General features: G+C 46.9%; 21 protein-coding genes. 10 read left to right on the forward strand and 11 right to left on the reverse strand.

The window, feature by feature from the left end:
- Positions 1–87: 87 nt before the first annotated feature.
- Genes GJR95_RS20490 through GJR95_RS20500 form a run of 3 tightly spaced genes read left to right on the forward strand, consistent with a single transcriptional unit; the run spans position 88 to position 2026 of the window.
- Entirely contained in the window at positions 88–807 is a 720-nt protein-coding gene (locus tag GJR95_RS20490) for a tetratricopeptide repeat protein (RefSeq protein WP_162387631.1), read from the forward strand.
- A 23-nt stretch (positions 808–830) separates the two neighbouring features.
- Complete coding sequence (locus GJR95_RS20495; RefSeq protein WP_162387632.1) at positions 831–1184, forward strand: transmembrane 220 family protein; 354 nt, start codon at positions 831–833, stop codon at positions 1182–1184.
- Positions 1181–2026, forward strand: a complete 846-nt coding sequence (locus GJR95_RS20500; RefSeq protein WP_162387633.1) for a hydroxymethylglutaryl-CoA lyase — start codon at positions 1181–1183, stop codon at positions 2024–2026. The genes GJR95_RS20495 and GJR95_RS20500 overlap by 4 nt, the downstream gene beginning before the upstream one ends.
- Before the next feature lie 63 nt (positions 2027–2089).
- Here GJR95_RS20500 and GJR95_RS20505 read toward each other — a convergent pair whose 3' ends face one another.
- Positions 2090–2614: a DUF7935 family protein gene (locus GJR95_RS20505; RefSeq protein ID WP_162387634.1), complete on the reverse strand. Its 525-nt coding sequence runs from the start codon at positions 2612–2614 to the stop codon at positions 2090–2092.
- Between the two features lie 145 nt (positions 2615–2759).
- Here GJR95_RS20505 and GJR95_RS20510 point away from each other — a divergent pair, with 145 nt between their 5' ends.
- Both GJR95_RS20510 and GJR95_RS20515 read left to right on the forward strand, forming a co-directional pair.
- Complete coding sequence (locus GJR95_RS20510; protein WP_162391793.1) at positions 2760–3068, forward strand: iron-sulfur cluster assembly accessory protein; 309 nt, start codon at positions 2760–2762, stop codon at positions 3066–3068.
- Positions 3069–3222: 154 nt separating this feature from the next.
- Complete coding sequence (locus GJR95_RS20515; protein ID WP_162387635.1) at positions 3223–7068, forward strand: sensor histidine kinase; 3846 nt, start codon at positions 3223–3225, stop codon at positions 7066–7068.
- Between the two features lie 105 nt (positions 7069–7173).
- On the opposite strand, the gene GJR95_RS20520 is transcribed toward GJR95_RS20515, so the two are convergent.
- Positions 7174–7767: an HNH endonuclease gene (locus GJR95_RS20520; RefSeq protein ID WP_162387636.1), complete on the reverse strand. Its 594-nt coding sequence runs from the start codon at positions 7765–7767 to the stop codon at positions 7174–7176.
- 309 nt (positions 7768–8076) lie between these two features.
- Here GJR95_RS20520 and GJR95_RS20525 point away from each other — a divergent pair, with 309 nt between their 5' ends.
- Positions 8077–8448, forward strand: a complete 372-nt coding sequence (locus GJR95_RS20525; RefSeq protein ID WP_162387637.1) for a CoA-binding protein — start codon at positions 8077–8079, stop codon at positions 8446–8448.
- Positions 8449–8480: 32 nt separating this feature from the next.
- Here the strand turns inward: GJR95_RS20525 and GJR95_RS20530 are convergent, their stop codons facing one another.
- The 7 genes from GJR95_RS20530 to selD all read right to left on the reverse strand — a co-directional run bounded on the left by GJR95_RS20530 (position 8481) and on the right by selD (position 14064).
- Positions 8481–9488, reverse strand: a complete 1008-nt coding sequence (locus GJR95_RS20530) for a 3-oxoacyl-ACP synthase III family protein (RefSeq protein WP_162387638.1) — start codon at positions 9486–9488, stop codon at positions 8481–8483.
- Between the two features lie 142 nt (positions 9489–9630).
- Positions 9631–9882: a phosphoribosylformylglycinamidine synthase subunit PurS gene (gene purS, locus GJR95_RS20535; protein ID WP_162387639.1), complete on the reverse strand. Its 252-nt coding sequence runs from the start codon at positions 9880–9882 to the stop codon at positions 9631–9633.
- 82 nt (positions 9883–9964) lie between these two features.
- The gene (pssA, locus tag GJR95_RS20540; protein ID WP_317167090.1) at positions 9965–10639 is read right to left on the reverse strand and encodes a CDP-diacylglycerol--serine O-phosphatidyltransferase; all 675 of its coding nucleotides are present in this window, start codon (positions 10637–10639) and stop codon (positions 9965–9967) included.
- A gap of 51 nt (positions 10640–10690) precedes the next feature.
- Positions 10691–11332 carry an MBL fold metallo-hydrolase gene (locus GJR95_RS20545; RefSeq protein ID WP_162387640.1) on the reverse strand — a complete coding sequence of 214 codons (642 nt, stop codon included), beginning with the start codon at positions 11330–11332 and terminating at the stop codon, positions 10691–10693.
- A gap of 80 nt (positions 11333–11412) precedes the next feature.
- Complete coding sequence (locus GJR95_RS20550) at positions 11413–12114, reverse strand: SAM-dependent methyltransferase (protein ID WP_162387641.1); 702 nt, start codon at positions 12112–12114, stop codon at positions 11413–11415.
- A gap of 7 nt (positions 12115–12121) precedes the next feature.
- Entirely contained in the window at positions 12122–12892 is a 771-nt protein-coding gene (locus tag GJR95_RS20555) for an alpha/beta fold hydrolase (RefSeq protein WP_162387642.1), read from the reverse strand.
- 89 nt (positions 12893–12981) lie between these two features.
- Positions 12982–14064, reverse strand: a complete 1083-nt coding sequence (gene selD / locus GJR95_RS20560; RefSeq protein WP_162387643.1) for a selenide, water dikinase SelD — start codon at positions 14062–14064, stop codon at positions 12982–12984.
- Between the two features lie 329 nt (positions 14065–14393).
- On the opposite strand from selD, the gene GJR95_RS20565 reads away from it, so the two are divergent.
- The 3 genes from GJR95_RS20565 (at position 14394) to GJR95_RS20575 (ending at position 20088) form a co-directional block, all read left to right on the forward strand.
- Positions 14394–17792 (forward strand): TonB-dependent receptor, encoded by a 3399-nt coding sequence (locus tag GJR95_RS20565; RefSeq protein WP_162387644.1) that lies wholly within the window; start codon positions 14394–14396, stop codon positions 17790–17792.
- Between the two features lie 151 nt (positions 17793–17943).
- Complete coding sequence (locus GJR95_RS20570; RefSeq protein WP_162387645.1) at positions 17944–19167, forward strand: ComEC/Rec2 family competence protein; 1224 nt, start codon at positions 17944–17946, stop codon at positions 19165–19167.
- Between the two features lie 54 nt (positions 19168–19221).
- Entirely contained in the window at positions 19222–20088 is an 867-nt protein-coding gene (locus tag GJR95_RS20575) for a glycerophosphodiester phosphodiesterase family protein (RefSeq protein WP_162387646.1), read from the forward strand.
- A 23-nt stretch (positions 20089–20111) separates the two neighbouring features.
- On the opposite strand, the gene GJR95_RS20580 is transcribed toward GJR95_RS20575, so the two are convergent.
- Entirely contained in the window at positions 20112–21080 is a 969-nt protein-coding gene (locus GJR95_RS20580) for a patatin-like phospholipase family protein (protein WP_162387647.1), read from the reverse strand.
- A gap of 275 nt (positions 21081–21355) precedes the next feature.
- On the opposite strand from GJR95_RS20580, the gene GJR95_RS20585 reads away from it, so the two are divergent.
- The gene (locus tag GJR95_RS20585) at positions 21356–22330 is read left to right on the forward strand and encodes a polyprenyl synthetase family protein (RefSeq protein WP_162387648.1); all 975 of its coding nucleotides are present in this window, start codon (positions 21356–21358) and stop codon (positions 22328–22330) included.
- 53 nt (positions 22331–22383) lie between these two features.
- Here the strand turns inward: GJR95_RS20585 and GJR95_RS20590 are convergent, their stop codons facing one another.
- Entirely contained in the window at positions 22384–23181 is a 798-nt protein-coding gene (locus GJR95_RS20590) for a sterol desaturase family protein (protein WP_162387649.1), read from the reverse strand.
- Between the last annotated feature and the right edge of the window lie 75 nt (positions 23182–23256).

Consider the following 23256-nt stretch of genomic DNA (forward strand, 5'->3'; position numbering starts at 1 on the left):
TAGCACCGATTTGCCGATGCAAAGTTAAGCAATTGTTAGTCAAACGACCAAATTTCGACTGTACCTTTGCGCCAAAATACATTCGTGATGAAGAGTTCTTTTTATAGTTTTTTTTGTACGCTGTTCATTATCAGTGCCTGTACCTCGACAGATAAAACGATTGAACAGGGAAGAGATTATTTAAAACAGGGTAAATTCCGGGAAGCAGTACAGGTATTGAATCAGGCTGTGGAAGCCGACGCTGGCAATGCCGAAGCGTTTAACTCGCGCGGTGTCGCTTATTTTGAGCTTAAAGAATACGCCAATGCAACGATGGACTACGATCAGGCCATTAAGCTGGATCCGAACTTTTATCGCCCTTATTACAATCGGGGCTTATTGAAGGTTGCTCAGAACGATCTGCCGGGTGCGTTGAAAGATTATTCTGACGCCATCCGGCTGGCGCCCGATTCGAGCCGCAGCATGAGTGCTGAAATTTTTCTGAACCGGGGTCAGTTATTTGCAGCACAGGGGCAGATTCAACCCGCCCTGACCGATTTTTCACAGGCTATTTCCTTAGATCCGAAGAATGCGCTTGCTTTATATAATCGGGGCAATCTGCGATTCCAGCAAAAAGACCTGGCTGGAGCTACGATCGATTTTCAGCAGGCTGTGCAGGCCGACCCAAAATTTGGTAAAGCCTTTTATGGATTGGGTATAGCTCAGATCCTGCAAAACGAGCGCGAAGGGGGGTGCCTGAGTCTGAAACAGGCACAAAATCTGGGCTATGCCGATGCGGCTAATGCCGTGGCTGAATATTGTCGCTAATTGATCAATGAGGTAATCACTGTATGCGTAAGATTCTTGCTATCATTTTTGGGCTGCTTTTTGTTTTGTTTGCAGCCTTCCAGTATAACGATCCTGACCCGGAGGTCTGGATACCGATCTATGGATTGGCCGCTGCGGCTTGTTTTATGACCTATGCGGGTGTAGCTCGCTGGTGGTTTCTGGTCATAATGGCTCTTTTTTACGTAATCGCAGCTATTTATCAGTGGCCTCCCGTGTTTGAGGGATTCCTGTTCAGCGAAGTCGGTATGCGGAGTATGAATATAGAAATGGCGCGCGAGGCTGGTGGACTGGCTATCTGTGCGGCTGTTATGTTATTGCTGGCTGTCTTATCGCGTCAAGCCGCTCCACGACCATGAAACTTATCGAGTGCCCGCGCGATGCGATGCAGGGGCTTGCCCATTTCGTGCCTACGGATCTGAAAATCAGGTACCTCAATGCCCTGCTGCAAGCGGGTTTCCACACGCTCGACTTTGGCAGCTTTGTGTCGCCAAAGGCCATTCCACAGATGCGCGACACGGCCGACGTACTGGCGGGACTGAATCTGGCCGATACCCAGACAAAATTACTGGCTATTGTCGCCAACGTTCGGGGAGCCGAGCAAGCGACGAACTTCACTGAAATTCAGTATGTAGGTTTTCCGCTTTCGGTGTCCGAAACGTTTCAGCAACGAAACACCAACAAGTCGGTTGCACAGGCATTTGTGGAGGTCGAGGAGATACAGAAACTGTGCATACAGACCCATAAAGAGCTGGTTGTTTACCTGTCTATGGGGTTTGGTAATCCTTATGGCGATCCGTATAGCACCGAACTCGTTACTGATTTTAGCGGCCGACTGGTTGATATGGGTGTTCAGATCATTGCTCCTTCCGACACGGTTGGTTCATCGACGCCGGAAGCGATTGAAAGGCTGTTCAGCCAGTTGTTAGCCACATTCCCCGACGTCGAATTTGGGGCGCATCTTCATGCCCTGCCAGGGGAAGCTCCTGCTAAGGTGAAGGCCGCACTTCGGGCGGGTGTTCAGCGAATAGATGGGGCTCTACGCGGTTTTGGTGGTTGCCCGATGGCGGCCGACGATTTGACGGGAAACCTGCCAACCGAAGAAATTATTGAGACACTCACGAATGAGGGCGTTTCGCTTAATCTTAACCAGGACGCATTCCAGAAAGCACTCACATTGTCAGCAGCGGTATTTATTTAAAGGAGGAAACCTTATGCATTCGTATCAAACACGATCGTGTTAAATCGGGCATGGGTTTCGAGCTTACATAAACATAACCTGGATCTCTTCTTTTACGGCCTTGAGTGCTTCGGCAGTTGGTAGTCGGTCTTTCTGAATAATACGCTCAAAAATACGCTTGGAGAGTTCAAGGGCAGGCGCATCGGGCCGAGTGTCGCCGGATGCCTGATTAATAAGTGTCATTACGTCGTTCATAGCGGCCTGAATCTTATCCCAGACGGCCTGACTCATGTAGACCTGTTGGGATAAATTATGGTTATATTCATCCCGGATTTCCTGTAAAAGTCGTTGCTGAAACTCCAGCGTTGTGGTGGCAGTTCCACCTAATCGCAATAAGAGGTTGTTCGGGCTGATTCGCTCTAAAAAGAGCACCATTCGTTCGTAAGCCTGCAACCGGACAGGTACAACCGTTTCGGTGTAGCGGGTCTTAACCTCAAAACGATGACGGTCAGCTTCCCGTTCCAGCAATAGCTTAACGGTCACATACATGCCATAGAGCACCAATCCGGCGGGTACAATCAATTTTAAAAAATCACTCAGCAACTCCATAAAAGGAAAAACGTTGTTTAGTTAAAAATGGGTAATTTTGGAAAAAGGCTTTCGGTTTATGGTCGTTGGCTGGCTGACGCGCCAACACATTCTGAGTCGGCAAACCAATTACCAAAAGTCACAAACTGTTGGCCACACACTAACTATGCTGGTACTTGATAATCCTGTCCGGGTTCGGCCTGAAGCGCGGCAGCAGTTAATGGACACGTTACAGGCCAATAAAATTCCTGACGAATACGGTTTGCGAATTGGTATCCGGGGAGGTGGCTGTGGAGCATCCTGGTTACTGGGTTTCGATGTGCCTGGCTCTTCCGACGAAGTGTATAACGTTGAAGGTGTTCGCATCATTATTGATCGCAGGCATTTGTTGTACGTACTGGGTGCCGAAATTGGGTATGAACCAGGTGGTTTTACCGTAGAAAAAGAGCAGACTTCCGTGGGTAGTTCTCAGTAGGCAGATTCTCAGTTATTAATGGACTATTTTCTGTAGGCGAAAAAAATCATTCCTATTTTCAATAAGTAGCTGACTGAGTACTATTAATTGAAGGCTGCCGACTAAAATTGGCATGATTTTAGGTCAGTTTTGACCAAACTCTCCCTCTGGGTTCGTGAAGCGAATTGAACAACATATTTTTTTAGTTTTAGCTATACTGGCTGTTGGCCTATCGGTATTGTGTTATTGGATTCTGGAGCAAAATGCCCCAGGAGCTACCGATGAACAATACATGACTGCCGTACAGCAGCGCGTGAAGGAGGAGATGCGGGTCAGTACCGACGAACTGGACCAGGTGGCCGAAAAAGTCCGGCAAACGCCAAACGCTACGTTTGCCAGTATGAGCCAGCCGACCCAGTATCCTTATTTTATTTTTCGTCGCCAATCCGGCCAGCGTGGCGAGCCTAAATTGTTGTTCTGGTCCGATTACCGATTTATTCCCGATTATTCCCGAATTGCCTCCGTAACGTTTCCAACGTTAATTAATTTCGAACAGGGCAACTACATTGTCAGTTGTCGGCGGGTTCGAAGTGGTGCTGATACACTGGATGTTTTTTCGCTGGTCAACATTTTTCGACAGTATCGAAACAGTAATACGTATTTAGAGTCGGGCTACAATCCTGCCTTGTTTGCCATTGATCCAGAAGCGATTACCAACGACCGGACGAATGTTTATCATGCGATCTATGACAATACACCGGTCTATTTGTTTTCGGTGGTACCTCCCAAAGTTGATGTGTACCGGAACCATTCAACACCCGTCAATACCGTAATTCTGGCCACATTAGGTGTTGTCTTTCTAGGTTTGTACGTGCTACAGGCGTTGGCTCGCTTCAAGCGCAGTCGGCGCTATGAGCTGGGCTTTGCCTGGCTGGCGGTCTATCTGGTCGTTCTGCGTGCGGTGATGCTCTATTTTGGCGTCCCGTTTTTATTTATTGAATCCGATCTGTTTAACGCCAAATTTTATGCTTCATCCGTACTGGTGCCGTCACTGGGCGACTTGTTGCTGAATGCGGTCGTGATTCTTATTCTGGCTTATTACTGGGTTGGCCATTATTATCACTCCTGGAGTTACGGTAAGCTGATCCATTTGCCTCCCGGTACGAAGAAAATTATATCGATTGCGTGCGTCGTATTGAGTTATCTGGCATTCTCAATTTGTTACGACGAATTGAATAACATTTATGAGAAGTCACAGTTTACGCTGGATATCACCCTTAATATTCGGTTTTCTCTGTTGAAAATCGTTTGTTTAATCGTGTTCGTCACGATCTCTTCGATTTATTTTTTACTGAATCATATCCTGGCCAGTATTTTTCTTCGGTTTAACCGACCCGTAATCAGCGGGATACTCTGGTTATTGGTCGGTACGTTACTGTCGGCTGCTCTTTTCTATAGCATAGGCTGGTCGCTGGAACCGATTTTGTTGTTGAACGGGCTCTATTTCCTGTTGATTTATGTAGGTCGCTTTTCCCGATCGCTTTATACGTTCCGTTACCGGACGTCGATCTACCTGTTTCTGGCTGCTTTTGTGTGCGCCGTTACAACCGCCTATGTAGTTTATAAGCAGGAAATAAAGAAACAGTTGGTTCACGAGCGTGAGTTTGCTTCGCAGTTATTGGCCGAAAACGACGAATTCGGCGAGTTTCTGATGAGTAAAGCGCAGGAGTCGATTACGACCGATGTGGAGATTGCCCGCTCATTACGGAAGGATACGCTTCTGGTGAGAGAACGTATTCAGCAACGGATAAAAAGTGTTCATTTAGATAAGTACTTCGACAAATACGATATTGATGTATCGTCGTTTCGAGCCGATGGTCAACCGCTCGACATCAGCCCGGATGCCAGTGAATTATCGAAATTGACCGCCCGATACCGCCGACCGATCTATAAAACACAGTATCCTGGTGTGTATTTCGTCAATGAAGTCGGGAATCAGTTTATCAAGCAGTATGTCTGCTTTATTCCGATTCGGTTGGCAAATGCAGGAGCAGTAACAGCTTCTGACACAATCGGTTATGTTGTCCTGGATCTAAAACTGCGCAATGAGCGGCCCAAAAGCGTTTATCCGGAACTGCTTGTCGATGCTAAATTCATGCAGAGCCCAGATACGCAGGAATACAGCTATGCTATTTTTAAGGGCCAGTCTATTAAGGATACAACCTACCATCGAATCCTCTACAGCGCTGGTAGTTATAACTATGATCGTAAGATGCCACCTGCGCTGCTGGCCGATTCGACGCTGTATAGTACAGGATTGATTGCCAATGGTTATCAACATGTTGGTCAGCTTGGACAGGATGGCCGCATCGTGGTTGTGTCATCGGCCGAGTACCCATTTCAGAATATTTTCTCCAATTTTTCATTTTTATACCTGCTGCTTGTACTGACTGTACTCATCATCGTTATCATCTACGCGATTCATTACGGGTTTTCGCAGTTCAGCATTAACTATTCAACCCGGATTCAGATTCTGTTGAATGTCGCGTTTTTCCTGCCCTTACTTCTGGTCATCGTCATTATTCTGAGTGTAATTAGCTCAAACTACATTACAAACCAGGAGAATACCTACATCAGCAATACACGGAATATTGCCTCTAATTTCGAGGCATACCTCGATGAATACCTTCAGGGAAAACGCAGTAAGGCGTCCATGGAGGAGGAATTGCATAAAATTGCCCGTGATGCCGATATCGACATTAACCTGTTCGATACAGAAGGGCGGCTAAGTACGTCTACGCGTCCACTGATGTACGAGAGCGGACACCTCTCCAAGCGCATCAATCCGGAGGCTTACATCCACGTTATTGAAGAAAAAGAAAATCAGAAGCTACTCAACGAATCGCTGGGCAGTAAACAATACCGAACGGCCTACGCGGGTATCAAGTCCTACGATGGACGATTACTGGGTGTGTTGAGTATTCCTTATTTCTATGCTCGCCCTGAACTCGACCGCCAGATTATTGAAGTGATCTCATCGGCCCTGAGCATCTTTACGGGTTTATTTCTGTTCTTCCTGATCCTCTCTTATTTCGCATCGAATGTACTGACCAAACCCCTGAAGTTGCTGACGCAAAAGATCCGGAAAACGAACCTCGATCAGCCGAATGAACCGCTTCCGTGGCGTTCTGACGATGAAATTGGGTTACTGATACGCGAGTATAACCGAATGCTGGTAAAGCTGGAGGAGAGTAAACAGGCGCTGGCACAGAACGAAAAACAATCGGCCTGGCGCGAAATGGCAAAGCAGGTGGCGCACGAAATCAAGAACCCGCTCACACCGATGAAACTAACGCTGCAACACTTGCAGCGGACGTTCCCGAATGTGAACGGAGCCGACGGATCTCCGGCAGGACCGAATGATCCGGCCATGCGCCGGGTGATTCAGCGAACCTTTGATTCGTTACTCGATCAGATTGACAATCTGAGTGATATTGCTACGTCATTCTCCGACTTTGCCAAGATGCCACTGCCTAAAAATGAGGTATTTGAAGTCACTGGCGTAATCAATAAAGCTGCTGACCTCTATGCCGATGATGAGCGAATCAGTTTATTACGGCAGATTGCTCCCGGCCCGGTCATGGTAGTTGGTGATCGCCAGCTTATTGGCCGTATCCTGACAAACCTGATCATTAACGGAATTCAATCGGTTCCTTCCGACCGAAAACCCGTGCTTAGCCTGCGGCTCTATACCAATGACGATGATGTTCAGATTGAAGTGCACGACAATGGAGCTGGTATTCCGGAGGCTATTCGCAAGAAAGTTTTTCTCCCGAATTTCAGTACCAAGCGGGGCGGGTCGGGTTTAGGGCTGGCTATTGCCAAGCGTGGCGTCGAACATGCGGGCGGATCGATTTGGTTTGAAACAACGGAAGGTGTTGGCACATCGTTCTTTCTGTCGTTGCCATTGGATAGCAAACCCGCAAACGAACCCGCGAATCAATCGGTCCTAAAGAAATAGCGCTCAGGATTTTAGGGTGGACCTTACAACAAGGCAGCTGATCGGGAACCCCAATCGGCTGCAACTCGTAGTCTCAAACATCACTCAAAATAGATCGTTCGCTGGCTAATCGCCATCAATGGTCACATGTTTCCAGTTTTCGCCCGACCGAATTCGATTCAATTGTGTATGGGTGATGCCAAATTGCTTGGCAATCATCTTAAGTCGATTTTTATCATTTCTGAGCAGCTTCTTAATAATTTTAACCTTGCTTTCGGTTAATTTATAGTTGCGGGTTGGGCGAGGTGCCGGGCGATTTTTGAGACTCGGATTGTTCCGGTTATGCTCAATCATCTCGTTTTTAGTAACCCACTTCAGATTCTGATAGTAGTTATTTTGCTTATCGTGGTCGAGATGGATCACGAAGGTTTGATCGGGATTTTCGCGGGTTATGAACTGCTCGGCAACCAGCTTATGAACATATCGGTTCAGGGTCTTTCCCGCCGAACGTATGTTTAGCGATCGATATCCCTGAATGACAGAACCTTTAATAATAGTTCCAGTTGTAGTAGTTGTCGGGTTGGCAGGGCGTGTTGTAGTCTGAAAACTACGCAGTCGTCCATAATTTGAAACGTCATAGCGAGGCTGGTTTTCAACACCATCGAACACTATGGGCACCCACTTTTCGTTCCAGAAACTTTGATACTTCTTCTCAATCATTGCCAGTGGTTGTTATGTGCCTGTTAGCTATTTATAGATTTCTTTCGCTGATAAAGGCTTGTTTGTTTAACTAATCTTTAACAAAGATAAAACAAGATAGTTGCTAAAATAAATTAAAAATTCTGATTCTCAGTGATTTCTGATTATAAGGGCAAAGAAATACATACGACAATAAACAATCGAAGGATTTATATACTTAAATGGTAGAAAGAATCTAAATAAGCGAACGAATATACGTTGAACTACACAGTGGCCAGATAGGTTTTAAAAAAAAAGTGCTCGCTGAAAAGCTGGCGCAAAAGAGACGAAATGAATGCTGAATCAAAAAAAACAGTAGTAATTGGCGCTTCTGAAAATCCTGGACGATATGCAAATCGGGCTGCTCATAGTTTAGTACGACATGGCCACGAAATAGAATTAGTTGGATTAAGGCCGGGCCAGATCGAAGGGCGCCCTATTCAAACGGGCCAACCGATGCTAACCGATATCGATACCGTTACCCTGTATGTTGGGCCACGGAATCAATCGGACCTGTACGACTATATCAAAGGGCTGAAGCCGAAGCGAGTGATTTTTAATCCTGGAACCGAAAATCCGGATTTTGAGAGCCAATTACAGGCCGAAGGTATTGAACCTATTGAAGCCTGTACATTGGTGATGTTATCTATCGGAACCTATTAAAAAGGATTGACCGGTGAGCCGGTCAATCCTTTTTACCATTTTATCAGAGCTGATGCCCAGGTAAAGCCGCTCCCAAAGGCCGCCAGACAAACTAAATCGCCGGGTTGGATGCGGCCTTGCTCGAACGCTTCGGTCAGTGCAATCGGAATAGACGCTGCGGTCGTGTTCCCGTATTTCTGAATGTTATTGAACACCTTCTCATCGGGCAGATTCATCTGCTGCTGAACATAGCCAGAAATACGAATATTGGCCTGATGCGGCACCAGAAGAGCCAGATCGCCGGGTTGATACCCATTGGCATGAAGACTTTCGTTAATCACCTCCATGAAGCGTACGACAGCATGTTTGAAAACGGTGTTTCCGTTCATCACTACGCTGCTCCCACCTGCTGTAGCCGTATCGGCTGTAATGAAGTGATCAGGCCGACTGCTGCCCGGATCTTTCAAATATAATTCCTCGGCGTAACGACCGTCGGCATGTAGGTGGGTCGACAGGATACGATGTTCCGGATCTGTTGTAGCCTGAACGACAGCCGCCCCCGCACCATCACCAAAAATAACCGCAACCCCACGACCTTCGGTTGTTTTATCCATCAGCGTTGACTGGATCTCCGACCCAATCACCAGAGCTGTCCTGTACATCCCGGTTTTGATAAACTGGTCGGCAATGGACAAGGCGTAGACAAAGCCAGAACACTGCTGCCGAATGTCTATAACGGCTATACCTTCCAGGCCCAACTCGCGCTGCATAAGAAACGCCGAGCCCGGAAAATAATAATCCGGCGAAAGCGTAGCGTAAACAATCAGATCGACATCTTTGGCGTCCAAACCAGCGCGTTTGAGCGCCATTCGCGATGCGGCTGCGGCCATACTGGCGTTAGTCTCTTTCCCGTAGGTGAAAAAACGCCGTTGTTTAATACCCGTCCGTTCCTGAATCCAGGCGTCGGATGTATCCATATATTGGGTCAGGTCGTCATTCGTAACCACGTTGTCTGGTACGTAAAAGCCTAACCCGGTAATCCTTGAATAAGTGGTCGTCATTCGTTAATGGCAAAATAGTTGGCAAAAATAGTACTTTTTCAGGTAGCTATTGTGCTTGGAAACTACTTACCTGTATCTGCGCTGAAAGGGCAGCTTTTCTTTAAAAACGGAGTCATCCGGGTGGAAATAGGCGAATGAGCCATTAAGCTGGTTGCAACTCGAAAGAATATTCTTCCATGATCAGGTTGGCCAGCAGTTGGCGACAGGCAGTGTCTACCGTTTCATGTGCTTTTTCCTGACTATCGGCATCTACCTCAAGCCGGATATGTTTCCCGATCCGGACGTTGTCAATATTGTCCATCTGGAGGTTATGAAGGCCCAGTTTAACGGCTTTTCCCTGTGGGTCCAGAATTTCCGAACGGGTCATGATGTTAATTTCGGCAACGTATTTCATCTGTAATGAGTGATTGAGTGATTGAATGAATAAATGATTGAATTAGTCTTTAATTCAATCATTTATTCATTCAATCACTTATTCATTTAGTAAAAAGTGAAACAACAATGTAAAGCAGAATTATCAGCGGAATAGCCGCGAACTGCAAAAATAATAAGAGTAGGGCGGAAGCTATCAGAAAACTGAATTTAATCCGGTTTTCGGCCCAGCCAAACGACTTGAATTTAAGCGCAAAGAGCGGTACTTCAGAAACAAGCATGAACGAAAAGGCAATCATCATACCGAGTGCAATATCGTTCTGCCAGATTGTATCGTACTGCGGCTGATAGTGGCCCATTAGCGGAAAAGCCGCAATCAACATGGCATTTGCCGGTACGGGCAGGCCAATAAATGATTCAGACTGTCGTGTATCGATATTAAAATTTGCCAGCCGCAATGCCGACAAAACAGCAATTAAAAAAGCGCCGTATGAAATGACACCCAATTCCTGAAACCAGCAGAGCTGAAAGACGATGGTAGCCGGGAGAACGCCGAACGTAACGACATCGGCCAGCGAATCCAGTTCTTTCCCAAACGGCCCCGATACGTTTACCAGTCGGGCCACAAAACCGTCGCCAAAATCAAGCACGGCGGCTAAGCCAATAAGCCAGGATGCTATTTCCAGGTGCCCACGTAATGCCATGACCAGGCCAATGCACCCGCATAGCAAATTGCCGCAGGTCATGGCATTCGGGAGATGTTTGAGTAAGTTTTTCAAGGGATACGTATGAAGGATGAGTTTGAGCCGACGAGGTTAGGTATTCATCGTTCATAATTGTTTGACAAACGGGTTTGATCGCTTCTCCTGACCAATTGTCGTTGGATCCATATGTCCCGGATAAACGATGTAATCATCAGGTAAGGTGTAAAATTGAGTTCTGATACTATTAACGAGGTCGGCATGATTGCAATACGGGAAATCCGTACGACCTACGCTTCCCCGGAATAGTACATCTCCGCCAATTATATAACGATCAGCGTGATTCACGAAGGCAACATGACCCGGTGAATGACCCGGTACAAAGATGACATCGAGTGTTGTATTCCCAAACTTAAATTGATCCCCTTCCTCCAGATGTTCGTCAATTTCTGACGGCTCATAGCCTCTCAAACCATAAATAGCACAACGTGTGGGCACATCGTTATAAATTACCATGTCGAGCTCATGCAAATAAGCCTTAACCCCAAATTTACGCTTTACATAAGCGACGCCAAAAACGTGGTCGAGGTGTGAATGCGTAAGCAGCAGATATTTGACGGTGAGTTTGTGGTCAGTAATGAACCGCCCAAGTGCTTCTTTTTCTGCCTGATCGTAACAACCTGGGTCGATGATAACAGCCTCACCGGTTGCGTCGTCGGCAATTACGTAGGTATTTTCTTGAAGTGGTGAAAACTCGAAGGCCTGGATCATGGAGCAGTTGGTAAGTCAGTAAGTAGCTGATGCGTAAGCAACAAACTCGCGTCGGCCACTTACTGACTTACTGCTTTTTGTTACAAAAGTAAAAACACCGTTGGTTTTTTGCGCAAATCAGGCACCTGTGTTTTCCATTCCCGTATGGTTCGTGTACGTACGAAGGCATCGGGGGCGGTCAGATTACAGGCCACACAAAGGCGGGTATTCGGCTCACAATTGGCTATCACTTCAGCAAATAAGGCATCGTTGCGGTAAGGCGTTTCCATAAAGATCTGAGTCTGCTGCCGCTGTTGTGCTTCTTTTTCGAGGTGGCGAATGGCCCGGGCGCGGTCCTGCCGTTCGATGGGCAGGTACCCATGAAAAACAAATGACTGACCGCTCATGCCAGACGCCATAAGGGCAAGTAAAATAGACGATGGGCCTACCAGCGGTTCTACCCGCCAGCCGAGCGAATGGGCCATTCCTACCACAACCGAACCCGGATCAGCTACACCGGGGCATCCGGCTTCCGACAACACACCAGCATTGCGTTTGCGCTCGGTTAACTCCTGGATCTGTCGGCGGGTATCGACCGCAGGAGTGTCTTTGTCGAGATCGAAAAATGTCGTTTCATCAATAACCCGAGTGGTTTTCAGGCCACTGATAAATCGCCGGGCAGTGCGTACATTTTCGACGAAGTAGGCATCCGTTTTTTCAATAACCGACCGGATATGTGTCGGAAGGACCAGCTCGGCGGTGTCGTCGGCCAGCAGTGTAGGAATGAGATAGAGTGTTGGCATGACAAAACTAATTATTGACAAATTTCATCAGTACCTCCACGAATTCCATTGGTTTCTCGGCTTGTACCCAGTGCCCTGCGCCCTGAATGACTTCGATTTGTGCGTTTGGAAAAATGCGTTTGATCGTCGGAATGTCCTCATCCAGAATGTATGGAGACTCACTTCCGCGGATGAATAAAGTTGGGTCAGTTACGATTCGTGGATTAGTTAATTCTTCGCCAATGCCATGAAGCTCCCGTTCAATGACAGGTAAGTTCAATCGCCAGGCAAACTGGCCCTGTTCGTTCCGATACAGATTTTTGAGCAAGAACTGCCGTACTGCCAAAATCGGCTCGTACTGGCTTAGAATGGCATCGGCCTCATTGCGGTTTGTAAGACTGGTCAGGTCAATAGCCTTCAGGCCGCGTACAAGCTCTGCATGATGAACGGGGTAGAATTTAGGGGCTATGTCAACAACAACGAGTTTGGCAAATGTGCCCGGATAAGACATGGCATATTGCATGACTGCTTTGCCACCCATCGAATGGCCAACCAGAATTGGCTTTTCTAACCCCTGATCGCTCAGGAATTCGTGCAGATCGGATGCCATGTTTTGGTAGTCATGCTCGTCGGCACGGGGCGATTGCCCGTGATTACGTTGATCGAGGGCGAAAACGCGATACCCTTTAGCCGTAATGGCTTTGCTGATTGTTAGCCAGTTGTCGGATGAGCCAAAGACGCCATGCAGGATGACAATTGCTGGACCGGTTTCGCCAGTTTGTCGGAAGAATAATTTCATCTAATCCAAAGAGTGAAAGCGTGCATGAGTTCAGGAGTGAAATCGATTTGCTTTGGCCGACTGGTTTCACTCCTGAACTCATGCACGCTTTAATTTACATAAATAACTTTCTCCCGTTGCTCGACCAATTCACCGAACGATTGGAGGGCGAAACCGTTTTCGGCAGCTACACGCTCGAACTCCGCTGTGCTATTCGGCTCGACGGCAATGAGCAAGCCGCCAGACGTTTGTGGGTCAGCCAGAATGTAGCGTTGAGTTTCGGTTAGTTCCGCGATTTTGTGGCCATAACTATCCCAATTTCGAACGGTGCCGCCTGGAAAGCTTTTTTTCGCCAGATACTCCTCAACAAATGGTAACCTGGGTACGTCGTCAAACGCAATGACTGCACTCAGTCCCGATCCCTCAGCCATTTCGGTCAGGTGACCGAGCAGGCCAAAACCCGTTACGTCGGTCAGTGCCTTTACATACGGCAATTTTCCTAAAACAGCTCCGAAGCTGTTTAATTTAGCCATTTGCGCCGGGGCCAGATTAGCATGTTCAGGCTTTAAGATTCCTTTTTTCTGCGCTGTTGTCAGAATGCCGACACCAAGTGGTTTGGTGAGGTATAAACGACAGCCTTCGGTAGCGGTGTTGTTTTGTTTTAGGTGGTCAATTCGGACCCGACCCGTCACGGCCAGCCCAAAAATCGGCTCGGGCGAATCGATACTGTGCCCCCCGGCCAGCGGAATTCCAGCTTCCAGACAAACGGCCCGCGCTCCTTCGATGACCTGACCAGCCACGTCGGGCGGAAGTTTGTCGAGCGGCCAACCCAGGATAGCAATCGCCATAATGGGCTCACCCCCCATCGCATAGACATCGCTGATGGCATTGGCCGACGCAATACGCCCGAAGTCGAACGCATCGTCGACAATAGGCATAAAAAAATCGGTCGTGCTGATGATGGCTTCACCCGTTCCGAGATCAAGTACGGCAGCATCATCGCGAGAATCGTTCCCGACAAGGAGGTTTGCGTAGTTTGGCTGAACGGACGCCGGATTACTGCCCTGACCCATTGGACTGGTGGTCCGGTTATGCAGAATCTGATCCAGTATTTTAGGCGAAATCTTACAGCCGCAGCCTGCACCATGGCTATATTGAGTGAGTTTGACGGATGCCGTTTCGGTTGATATCATAAGGAGACAAAACTAAGAGAGAAAACGCGTAGTATGGGCAGGAATCCCTTAAAATAAGTACGGCCATCGCTACTGAATGGTTCCACCGTGGTCATAAAGCTATCTAAATGAAACTGTGAGCTTAACAATATCTTAATCGTCATTTATAGAACGTAACCGACTTGAAATATGGCTATTTGTAGAATGTAGTGTATAGGTATTCAAATAGTGGTACTTTTTTAAGATAGCTTGCTTTGTCGACTCAAAAAAAGTAGCATCTTTGTCCTTAAATTAGGGACCTATCTAACCGGATGAGTTGCTCAAAACTACAAACCAAATCAATCACTTCTATGTCAAAACAATTACTGCATTTTAGGGCGGCTTTTGTGCTAGTCAGCAGTATACTACTGTCCGTACTCGGTGGGAGCGGAGCACTAGCGCAGGTAACATCTTCGGCGATCAATGGTCGAGTGACCGATTCGAAAGGAGAAGGGCTACCGGGGGCAACGGTTGTTGCAGTTCATACGCCATCTGGGAGTCGTTATGGTACGATTTCTAACACCTCTGGTTTTTACACCTTTCCTAACGTTCGGGTAGGAGGGCCGTATACTGTTGTGGTTACGTTTGTAGGATTTAAGGAGCAAACGAAGAATGATGTGTTTGCCAGTTTAGGAACAACTGCTGATGTTAGTTTTAAATTAACGGATGAAGGAACTAGCCTAAATGAAGTGGTTGTCTCAGGCAACCGAAACGATATTTTTAGTTCGGATCGTACGGGTGCTGCTACTTCTTTTGGTCGCGAAGCGATCAATACGCTTCCTACAATTGGTCGTACTCTTACCGATATTACGAAATATAACCCCTACGGTAACGGTCAATCATTTGCGGGCCAGGATCCTCGTTTCAATAATTTCACGATCGATGGTTCGGTATTCAATAATGGATTCGGATTAGGCAGTTCGGCATTGGCCGGTGGTAGAACGAGCACGACCGCTGTTTCGATCGATGCTTTGGATCAAATTCAGGTCAACGTAGCTCCTTTTGACATTCGGCAGTCTGGCTTTACCGGCGCTGGTATAAACGCTGTAACGCGGTCAGGTACCAATGATTTCTCAGGGTCTGTTTACCACCTATTTCGCAATACTGGTATGGTTGGTAAAACAGCGGCTGGTAATTCGATTGGTACAGTTAATGTTGATGAAAAAACTTATGGTTTCCGCTTGGGCGGTCCGATCATCAAAAACAAACTGTTTTTCTTCATTAATGCCGAACGGTTTACCAGCAGTAATCCAGCTTTGAGTTATGTTGCTGCCCAACCTGGTGCTACAGGTAACGTATCGAACGTCCAATACTCCGATTTGGTTGACCTGAAAAATTTTATGCAGACGAACTTTGGGTTTGATCTGGGGGCAATAGATAACTATAACAATGAAGTGAAGAGTACAAAAGGGCTGATTCGTCTTGATTATAATATCAACGACAATAACAAACTGTCGGTTCGGTATTCACACCACAATTCATCGTCGGATCAGGTTATTAGCAATAGTAACAGTAGTAACACAGCAGGCAATGGTAACCGGAACGTTTTCCCAAACTCACTCTCGCCACAAAACACTGGTTATATTATTGCAGATAACACTCGTTCACTTGCTGTTGAGCTAACGTCTAACTTTGGTGGTGGTAAATTTGCCAATGACCTCGTTGGCACATATAACAAACAGATCGAAGACAGAACGTATAAAACTCAGCTGTTTCCATCGATCGATATCGCACCTGGCGGAACAACGTATACATCGATTGGCTTTGACCCATTCACGCCGAATAACAAGTTGAATTATTCGACGTTAAACATTACAGATAACTTTAGCTATTTCGCGGGGAAGCATACATTGACGGCGGGCTTGGTTTTCGAGCACTACACATCGAATAACGTCTTCTTCCCATCATCGAACGGAGTATATGTTTATAACTCAATTGCTGATTTCAAAACGGCGGCTTTGGCGTCAATCAGTAATCCGACTGCCACAACATCGCCGGTTACTGTAGCCAGATATAATCTACGTTATTCGTTGATTCCGGGTGGTGGAGAGCCTTTGCAAACGCTAAAACGGAATTTGTACAGTGCATATGTACAAGACGAATTTCAGGCTACCCCAAATTTGAAATTAACGCTTGGTTTGCGGGGTGATCTATTCGATTATGACAATAGTACGGCTAAAGATTTTAACAACCCGGTTGTTGCTGGCCTAACCTTCAATGATGAAAACGGAAACCCATATAAGATTACTACGGGGACCTTCCCAAAACCGAAACTGTTGCTGTCGCCCCGTTTTGGCTTTAACTTCGATTTGAAAGGTGATAAGACAACACAGATTCGAGGTGGTACGGGTATTTTTGTGTCTCGTATTCCCGAGGTGTTGATCTCTAACCAATTGGGTAATAACGGTGTTAACACGGCTCTTATCTCGGTGAATAATACAACGGCTTATCCGTTTGTTACGGATCCCAGTAAGTTGCCAGCCGCTGTCCGTCCGCCTGATCCTTCGTCGGTTGATCTAACTAAGCTGCTACCCTATACGATCAATGCGTCGGATCCAAATCTTAAGTACCCACAAATCTGGAAAACCAACCTTGCTGTCGATCAGAAATTGCCATTCGGTCTGGTTGGAACGGTTGAGTTTATCTATAACAAGAACATTCAGGCCCTGCGCTATATCGACGCTAACCTGAAAGCACCTACCCGTACCCTAAGCGGCCCTGACACCCGTAATGTGTTTCCTGCTTTTGGTGTGACAAGCAGTGGTACTGGTGCCGCGAATACAGTAGCCGTTGCCCGTTATATCAATCCACAGATTGCCAACGCATTCGTCCTGAAAAATACGAATAAGGGTGATTCATATATCGTTACGTTCAAATTGGAGAAACCCGTTGTACGGGGCTTTGGTGGAATGGTGGCTTATACATACGGACAGGCTCGCGATCTTGCCTTCGTAGGTAGTACGGTTCAGGCCAACGTACCGACTATTTATGGACAGAACTATCTGGCTACAACATATTCCGATAATGACTTACGTCACCGAATAAATGGTTATGTCAATTATCGCCTGAACTACGGAGGTAAATTTGGCGGATCTACTGCCTTTACCTTGGCTGGTACATATGCCAGCGGCAGCAAAATTTCGTACACCTATAATCAGGATGTCAATTTTGATGGTCAGACTAACAATGATTTGATCTACGTTCCAAAAAGTGCATCTGAACTGACATTTAGTCCGCTTGTAGTAGGAACAGGAGCTAGCGCTGTAACCTATTCGCCGGAGGCACAGCAAGCTGCTTTCGACGCTTATATCAATGGAAACGATTACCTGAAAACTCGCCGGGGCCAGTATGCTGAGCGTAATGGTGGTGCCTTCCCATGGCTTGCCCGTTTCGACTTTACGGTGATTCAGGAATTCTATGTAGCTGTTGGAGCTAAAGGCAAGCGGAACACAATTCAGTTCCGGGTCGACATATTGAACGTTGGTAACCTGCTTAACGATAAGTGGGGTGTAGGTAATCTGCAAACTACGTTTAACCCGCTCTCTCTAGCGAGTGTGAATACAACGACAGGCGTACCAACCTATCGGTTAGCCACCCAGAATATAAACGGGCAGACTGTTTTGCTGAAAGATTCGTTCACGAAAAGCGCTTCGCTCAACAGTGGTGACGTTTATCAGGCACAAATTGGCCTTCGTTATATCTTTAATTAGTCTAACCGCTTTTCTTGCAAAAATCCCCCGCACAGCTCTTGTGACGGGGGATTTTTTATTACACAGAAAGAGCAATGCGCAAGAAACAGCAGGCCGTTAGTACTTAGTTATCGTTCGTATGCTCACCTTTCCTCACTATATCCTAATACTGATGTTGTGGCCTGTTTATGACGCTATAGCGCAGCAAATAGGGCAAACGCTGCCGGTTTGGCAGCAAGGTCAGCTTGACATTCATCACATAAATACGGGCAGAGGAAACGCTACCTTCGCAATACTACCGGATGGAACTACCATATTGATTGATGCGGGTTCGATCAATCCCATTGACTGGCGAACCAACAAGCCCCGTAACTTACCAATTAAACCTACCGACGAACGGCAGGCTGGCGAGTGGATTGCCCGCTATATCCGGAAAGTTCTGAGCTTTCAGCGTGATCCCGTACTCGATTACGCTGTTATCTCTCACTTCCACGATGACCACATGGGATCTCCGCTTCACCTAACGAAGAAAGCAAAGGAAGGCTATGTGTTGACTGGAATAACAGAAGTAGCAGACTATATACCCATTCGTAAGATTCTGGATCGCGGCTGGCCCGATTACACCTATCCTCAGCCGTTCGATAATGACTCTATGGTTATTAACTATCGTCAGTTTCTGGTTGCCAAAACTCAAAGCAAAGCCCTCACAGTAGAGCGATTTAAGGCTGGCCGGACGGATCAGATTACATTAGTAAAACAGCAGAATTTATATCAGAAGACGTTTCAGATAAGAAATCTGGCTGTCAATGGCGAGATCTGGGCGGGCGAGAATCAACCTTGCCGCAAGCTGTTTCCTGAACTGGCAACGCTGTCAACGAATCACTACCCAAATGAGAATATGTGCAGCATTGCCCTGCAGATTCACTATGGTGATTTCGATTATTTTTCTGGAGGAGATATTCCGGGCGTTTTGCAATTTGGAGAACCCGGCTGGCATGATGTAGAGACACCACTGGCACAAGTGGTTGGGCCAGTGGATATTCAATCGGTTGATCATCACGGGTATAAAGATTCGCAAAATGGAGCCTTGCTGGCCGGTTTACGCCCTCGTATTTTTGTGATCCCAGCCTGGGCTTCATCACATCCCGATCGTACTGTGCTTGAACGAATTTATTCTGAACAAATCTATACCGGCAATCGTGATGTGTTCGTGACCAATCTACTTGACGAAACCAGATCAGCGATTGGTGACCTGGCATCCCGGCTAAAAAGTACCTCCGGTCATGTTGTGGTACGGGTTGAGCCAGGCGGTAAAGTTTATCGTGTGTTGGTTTTGAATGATGAAAATGAACAGCTACAGGTCAAGGCAATTCATGGGCCCTATCAGGCGAAGTGAAACAGAAGCCGTCGGATTGTAGTGACATAAAAATTTAGTACTGCATAACGGATTATGAAAATCATCAGTTTCTTTTTAGTCGCCGTATTTATATCGGTTGAAGTCTGCGGCCAATCGATTAATCGGTTTCACGATAGCAAGACAATAGACTCGTTTCTTAAATACCAGTCTGGACGAAAACGACCACTTATTTTAGCGCATAGAGGTGGACCTGCTTCGTCTGATACTGAAAATTCAATTCCAACATTTACTAAAACGGCAAAGGCGCTTCCTGATGCAATTATCGAGATGGATGTGCGAATGACGCGCGATAGCAACTTTGTGCTGCTGCATGATGCGACCTTGGATCGTGAGTCGAATGTAACAGGAGATGTGGCTCAATGGTCGTTGCCTGATTTAAAAAAGATCAGGCTCAAGACTCTGGCCGGTGAGCTAACCGATCAGCCTATTCCAACATTTGGCGATGTACTGGCCTGGAATCAGAATCGGTATGTATTGGCTCTTGATATAAAGCCCGGAACCGATCCGGTGCGCGTTCTGAACGAAGTGCGTAAGCATCAGTCCGAATATTGTGTTTTTGTCATTTGCTATTCGCTCGCCGATGCACAGCGTGTTCGCGATAAGTATCCGGCTCTGTGGCTGGCAGTTGGCGTTAATAGCATGGCTGATCTGGAGCGCTTAGAAATGAATCCATTAGCATCAGACCGATTAATTGCACTGACGCCCCAGAAACCCCAGCCAGCCGCATTCTATGAGCGCCTGCACAAGCTCGGAATTCCATGCTCTATCGGTACTTATGGACCGAATCAGTTAGACGAAAAGCCACTTTCCCAGGCCACGTCTGGGTATCGCGAACTATTCCGGCAAGGCGGTGATATTGTAACCACTGATCGACCAATTGAGGTATCTACTTTATTCTAAACGATAGCCTGAGCTGGTTTCGGTTAACTATTTTTTATCTTCAATACATCCGTCCCGGCCTGGTATCCGGAAACGATCATCCGGCCAATATCGTCGGAGGTGAATTTCATCATGTTCAGATAAAGCGGCTCCGTCGGTCTGATGATTGTTAGCTGAAGTTTTCGGCCGTCGAGTTTTTCCCGATCGGCAAAACGTTCGGCCCAGGCAATGTCATTGTTTACCAACTGATTGACCGTAATGTCCTTAACACGGTCCATCAGGTTCAATAAGTTTCGGTAATTGAACTTCTCGTTATAGATCTTGCGGGCATGGCAGGCAACACAGGCGATGTCAGTTGCACCGTCTTCAATCGCGACGCGCAGGGGGGCCACTTCACGCAGGCCACCGTCCAGAAAAGCGCGTCGGTGATCCCCACCAATCTGTACGGCGGGCATCAGAAAGGGCAGTGAACTGCTGGCATACACATATTCGAGGAAGTCGGGGTCCTGGGCGTCAGCATAGCGCATATCGCCTTCAATAATATCTACAGCCCCAACTTTAATCTTCAATGGGCCTTTTCGGATGGCATCCAGGTCAACGTGACTGCGAATCAGAGCTTTGATAGGCGAGTTGTCCAGAAGGCCATCAAACCGACGGATGAGCGTGTTGTAGCCTAACCGGAACCGCGATCGAATAACGGCTACGTCGTCGGGTTTAGTAATGTTTCGAATCCAGAACTCGATCAGGTATTTACCCACTTTTTCCCAGTCGATGTGGCCACTTTCGGCATATTGACGGGCGGTTTCGTTGGCTATGAACGTTGCATTAAGACTTCCTACTGAAATGCCATAAAGCTGATCGGGCACGAAGCCCGACTCAAAAAGAGCCATGACGGCCCCGGCCTGAAATGCACCTTTTAATGAACCTCCGCCTAGAACAAGAGCTTTAATGGGCTTTACTTCGGAAGAAACTGCTGTTGGATGGGGTACGGGGGGGACCGGATTGTTGATCATAAAAGACGCATGAAGTTGAGGTAGATTAGCAGTAAGTTGCCAGTTTTTGTGGTATAAACAAAAGGAAACAGATTATAAAACGGCATTCGGGAATATTGGTTTTATGGCTGGCTTTTTCGGCGTCTGCGCTTTCCTTGCTATACTTGCCGAAAATTTAGTCGATAGTTTATCGTCGATAACCGTTTGTCAATAGGTAGGAGCACATATTACGCGTATCTGTTGTTGTCTTAATACGAACGATCATTGATTGCCTACTATTGACTACCGACTCCAATATGCCTCTTTCTGTCGCTGATATACAAGCCCCCATTGCTGCCGAAATGGAGTTATTCGAGCAGAAATTTCGGGGACAAATGAAAAGCGACGTCATGCTGCTCGACCAAATCATGAATTACATCGTGAAGCGGAAAGGCAAACAACTCCGCCCCATGTTTGTGTTTTTGATGGCAGGCGTCTGCGGTCAAATTACCGAAGCAACCTATCGAGGAGCGTCGCTTATTGAATTGCTCCACACCGCCACGCTCGTTCACGACGATGTTGTCGATGATTCTAACTATCGGCGTGGCTTTTTTTCGGTGAATGCGCTCTGGAAAAACAAAGTTGCCGTATTAGTTGGCGACTACCTTTTATCCCGTGGTTTATTGCTTTCGGTAGATAATGGTGATTTTGAGCTCCTCCAGATCGTTTCAAAAGCTGTTCGTGAAATTAGCGAGGGTGAATTACTTCAGCTCTATAAGGCGCGTCGGCTGGACATCACCGAGGCTATTTATTACGAAATCATCCGCCAGAAAACGGCCTCGCTTATTGCGGCTTGTTGTGCGGTTGGAGCGCGTTCGGCGGGAGTTGATCCATCAATCGTTGACAAAGCCCGTACCTTTGGCGAGAAAGTCGGTATTGCCTTCCAGATTAAAGACGACCTCTTCGATTACGGTACGGCTGAGGTTGGTAAACCATTAGGCATTGACATCAAAGAGAAAAAGATGACGTTGCCGCTTATCTACGCCCTCAACAAAGCTGGTTTTCTGGAGAAACGCCGGGTTATTAACATTATCAAGAACGATAGCGAGAACCCTAAAAAGGTTGATGAGGTAATTACGTTCGTTAAAAATTCGGGCGGAATCGAATACGCTACCCAGGCTATGAACAGCTACGTTGTTGAAGCCCAATCGTTACTAAATTCGTTTCCCGAATCAACCTATCGGCAGTCATTGCACCAGTTGGTGCAGTATACCATTGAGCGGAGTAAATAAGAGTGAAGCATATCGAATGACTATACAGTAAAATCTTTCACTGTATAGTCATTTTATTTTAAACTCTTCATTCGATCTGCTTTCCTGGTTTTTTCTTCAAATAACATATGAAAATCGGGGCTTTCGGTTTTCATCCATTTATCCCAGAAGGTGAAATAAAGCCCAAAATTGAACCTGAATTGTGAATGATGAAGCCCATGATGTGTTGCACCAATCAGCCAGCGACCTAGCCAGTGCCGGTCGAAATCGCGCGGGTAAATTTCTGTGTTCAGGTGATTGATCGCACTCGAAAAGGTCATAATCAGTAAGAGTATACCCACCGCCGAAATGTGCAGAGGCAACACAAACGTCAGGATCGGTATGACAATGGCCTGTAGCGTGCTTTCAATGGGGTGAAACGAGAATGCTGTCCAGGGCGAGGTTGTTATGCTATCATGGTGGGTTTTATGAACCCAACGGTAAACCCCTGGTCGGTGCATCCAGCGATGAAGCCAGTAATAGTAAGTCTCATGAATAAATAAAACCAGCAAAATGCTGATTGGATACCAAAGCGTTGCGTGTGCAGCAAGATCCGTGTAAATCAGCGTGTATCCTTCCTGATAAGCCAGAATTACCCCTAATGCAATGGCCGTAAAAATTAGGGATGTCAGCACCGACCAACCAATTTCGCGACGGTCCTGACCCGGTTTACGAGGCCGGGTTTGAACGGCCCGGTGTGCAAACTGATCCTTCATGGATACCTTGAAGAGCCACCAGAACAGGAACGAAAACAGGACATAACGCCCGAAAATAGCGATGAAGAAAAATAAAGCTGTCAGCCAGAACGAAGCTGGACCGTTGATCTGAATCATGACTGCATGGGGCGGCCGGTTAATCCGCTTATATGGTCAACTGGATGGATGCGTTAATGTTGGGAAATTTATCTA

The sequence above is a fragment of the Spirosoma endbachense genome, assembly GCF_010233585.1.
GTDB classification, from domain to species: Bacteria; Bacteroidota; Bacteroidia; order Cytophagales; family Spirosomataceae; genus Spirosoma; species Spirosoma endbachense.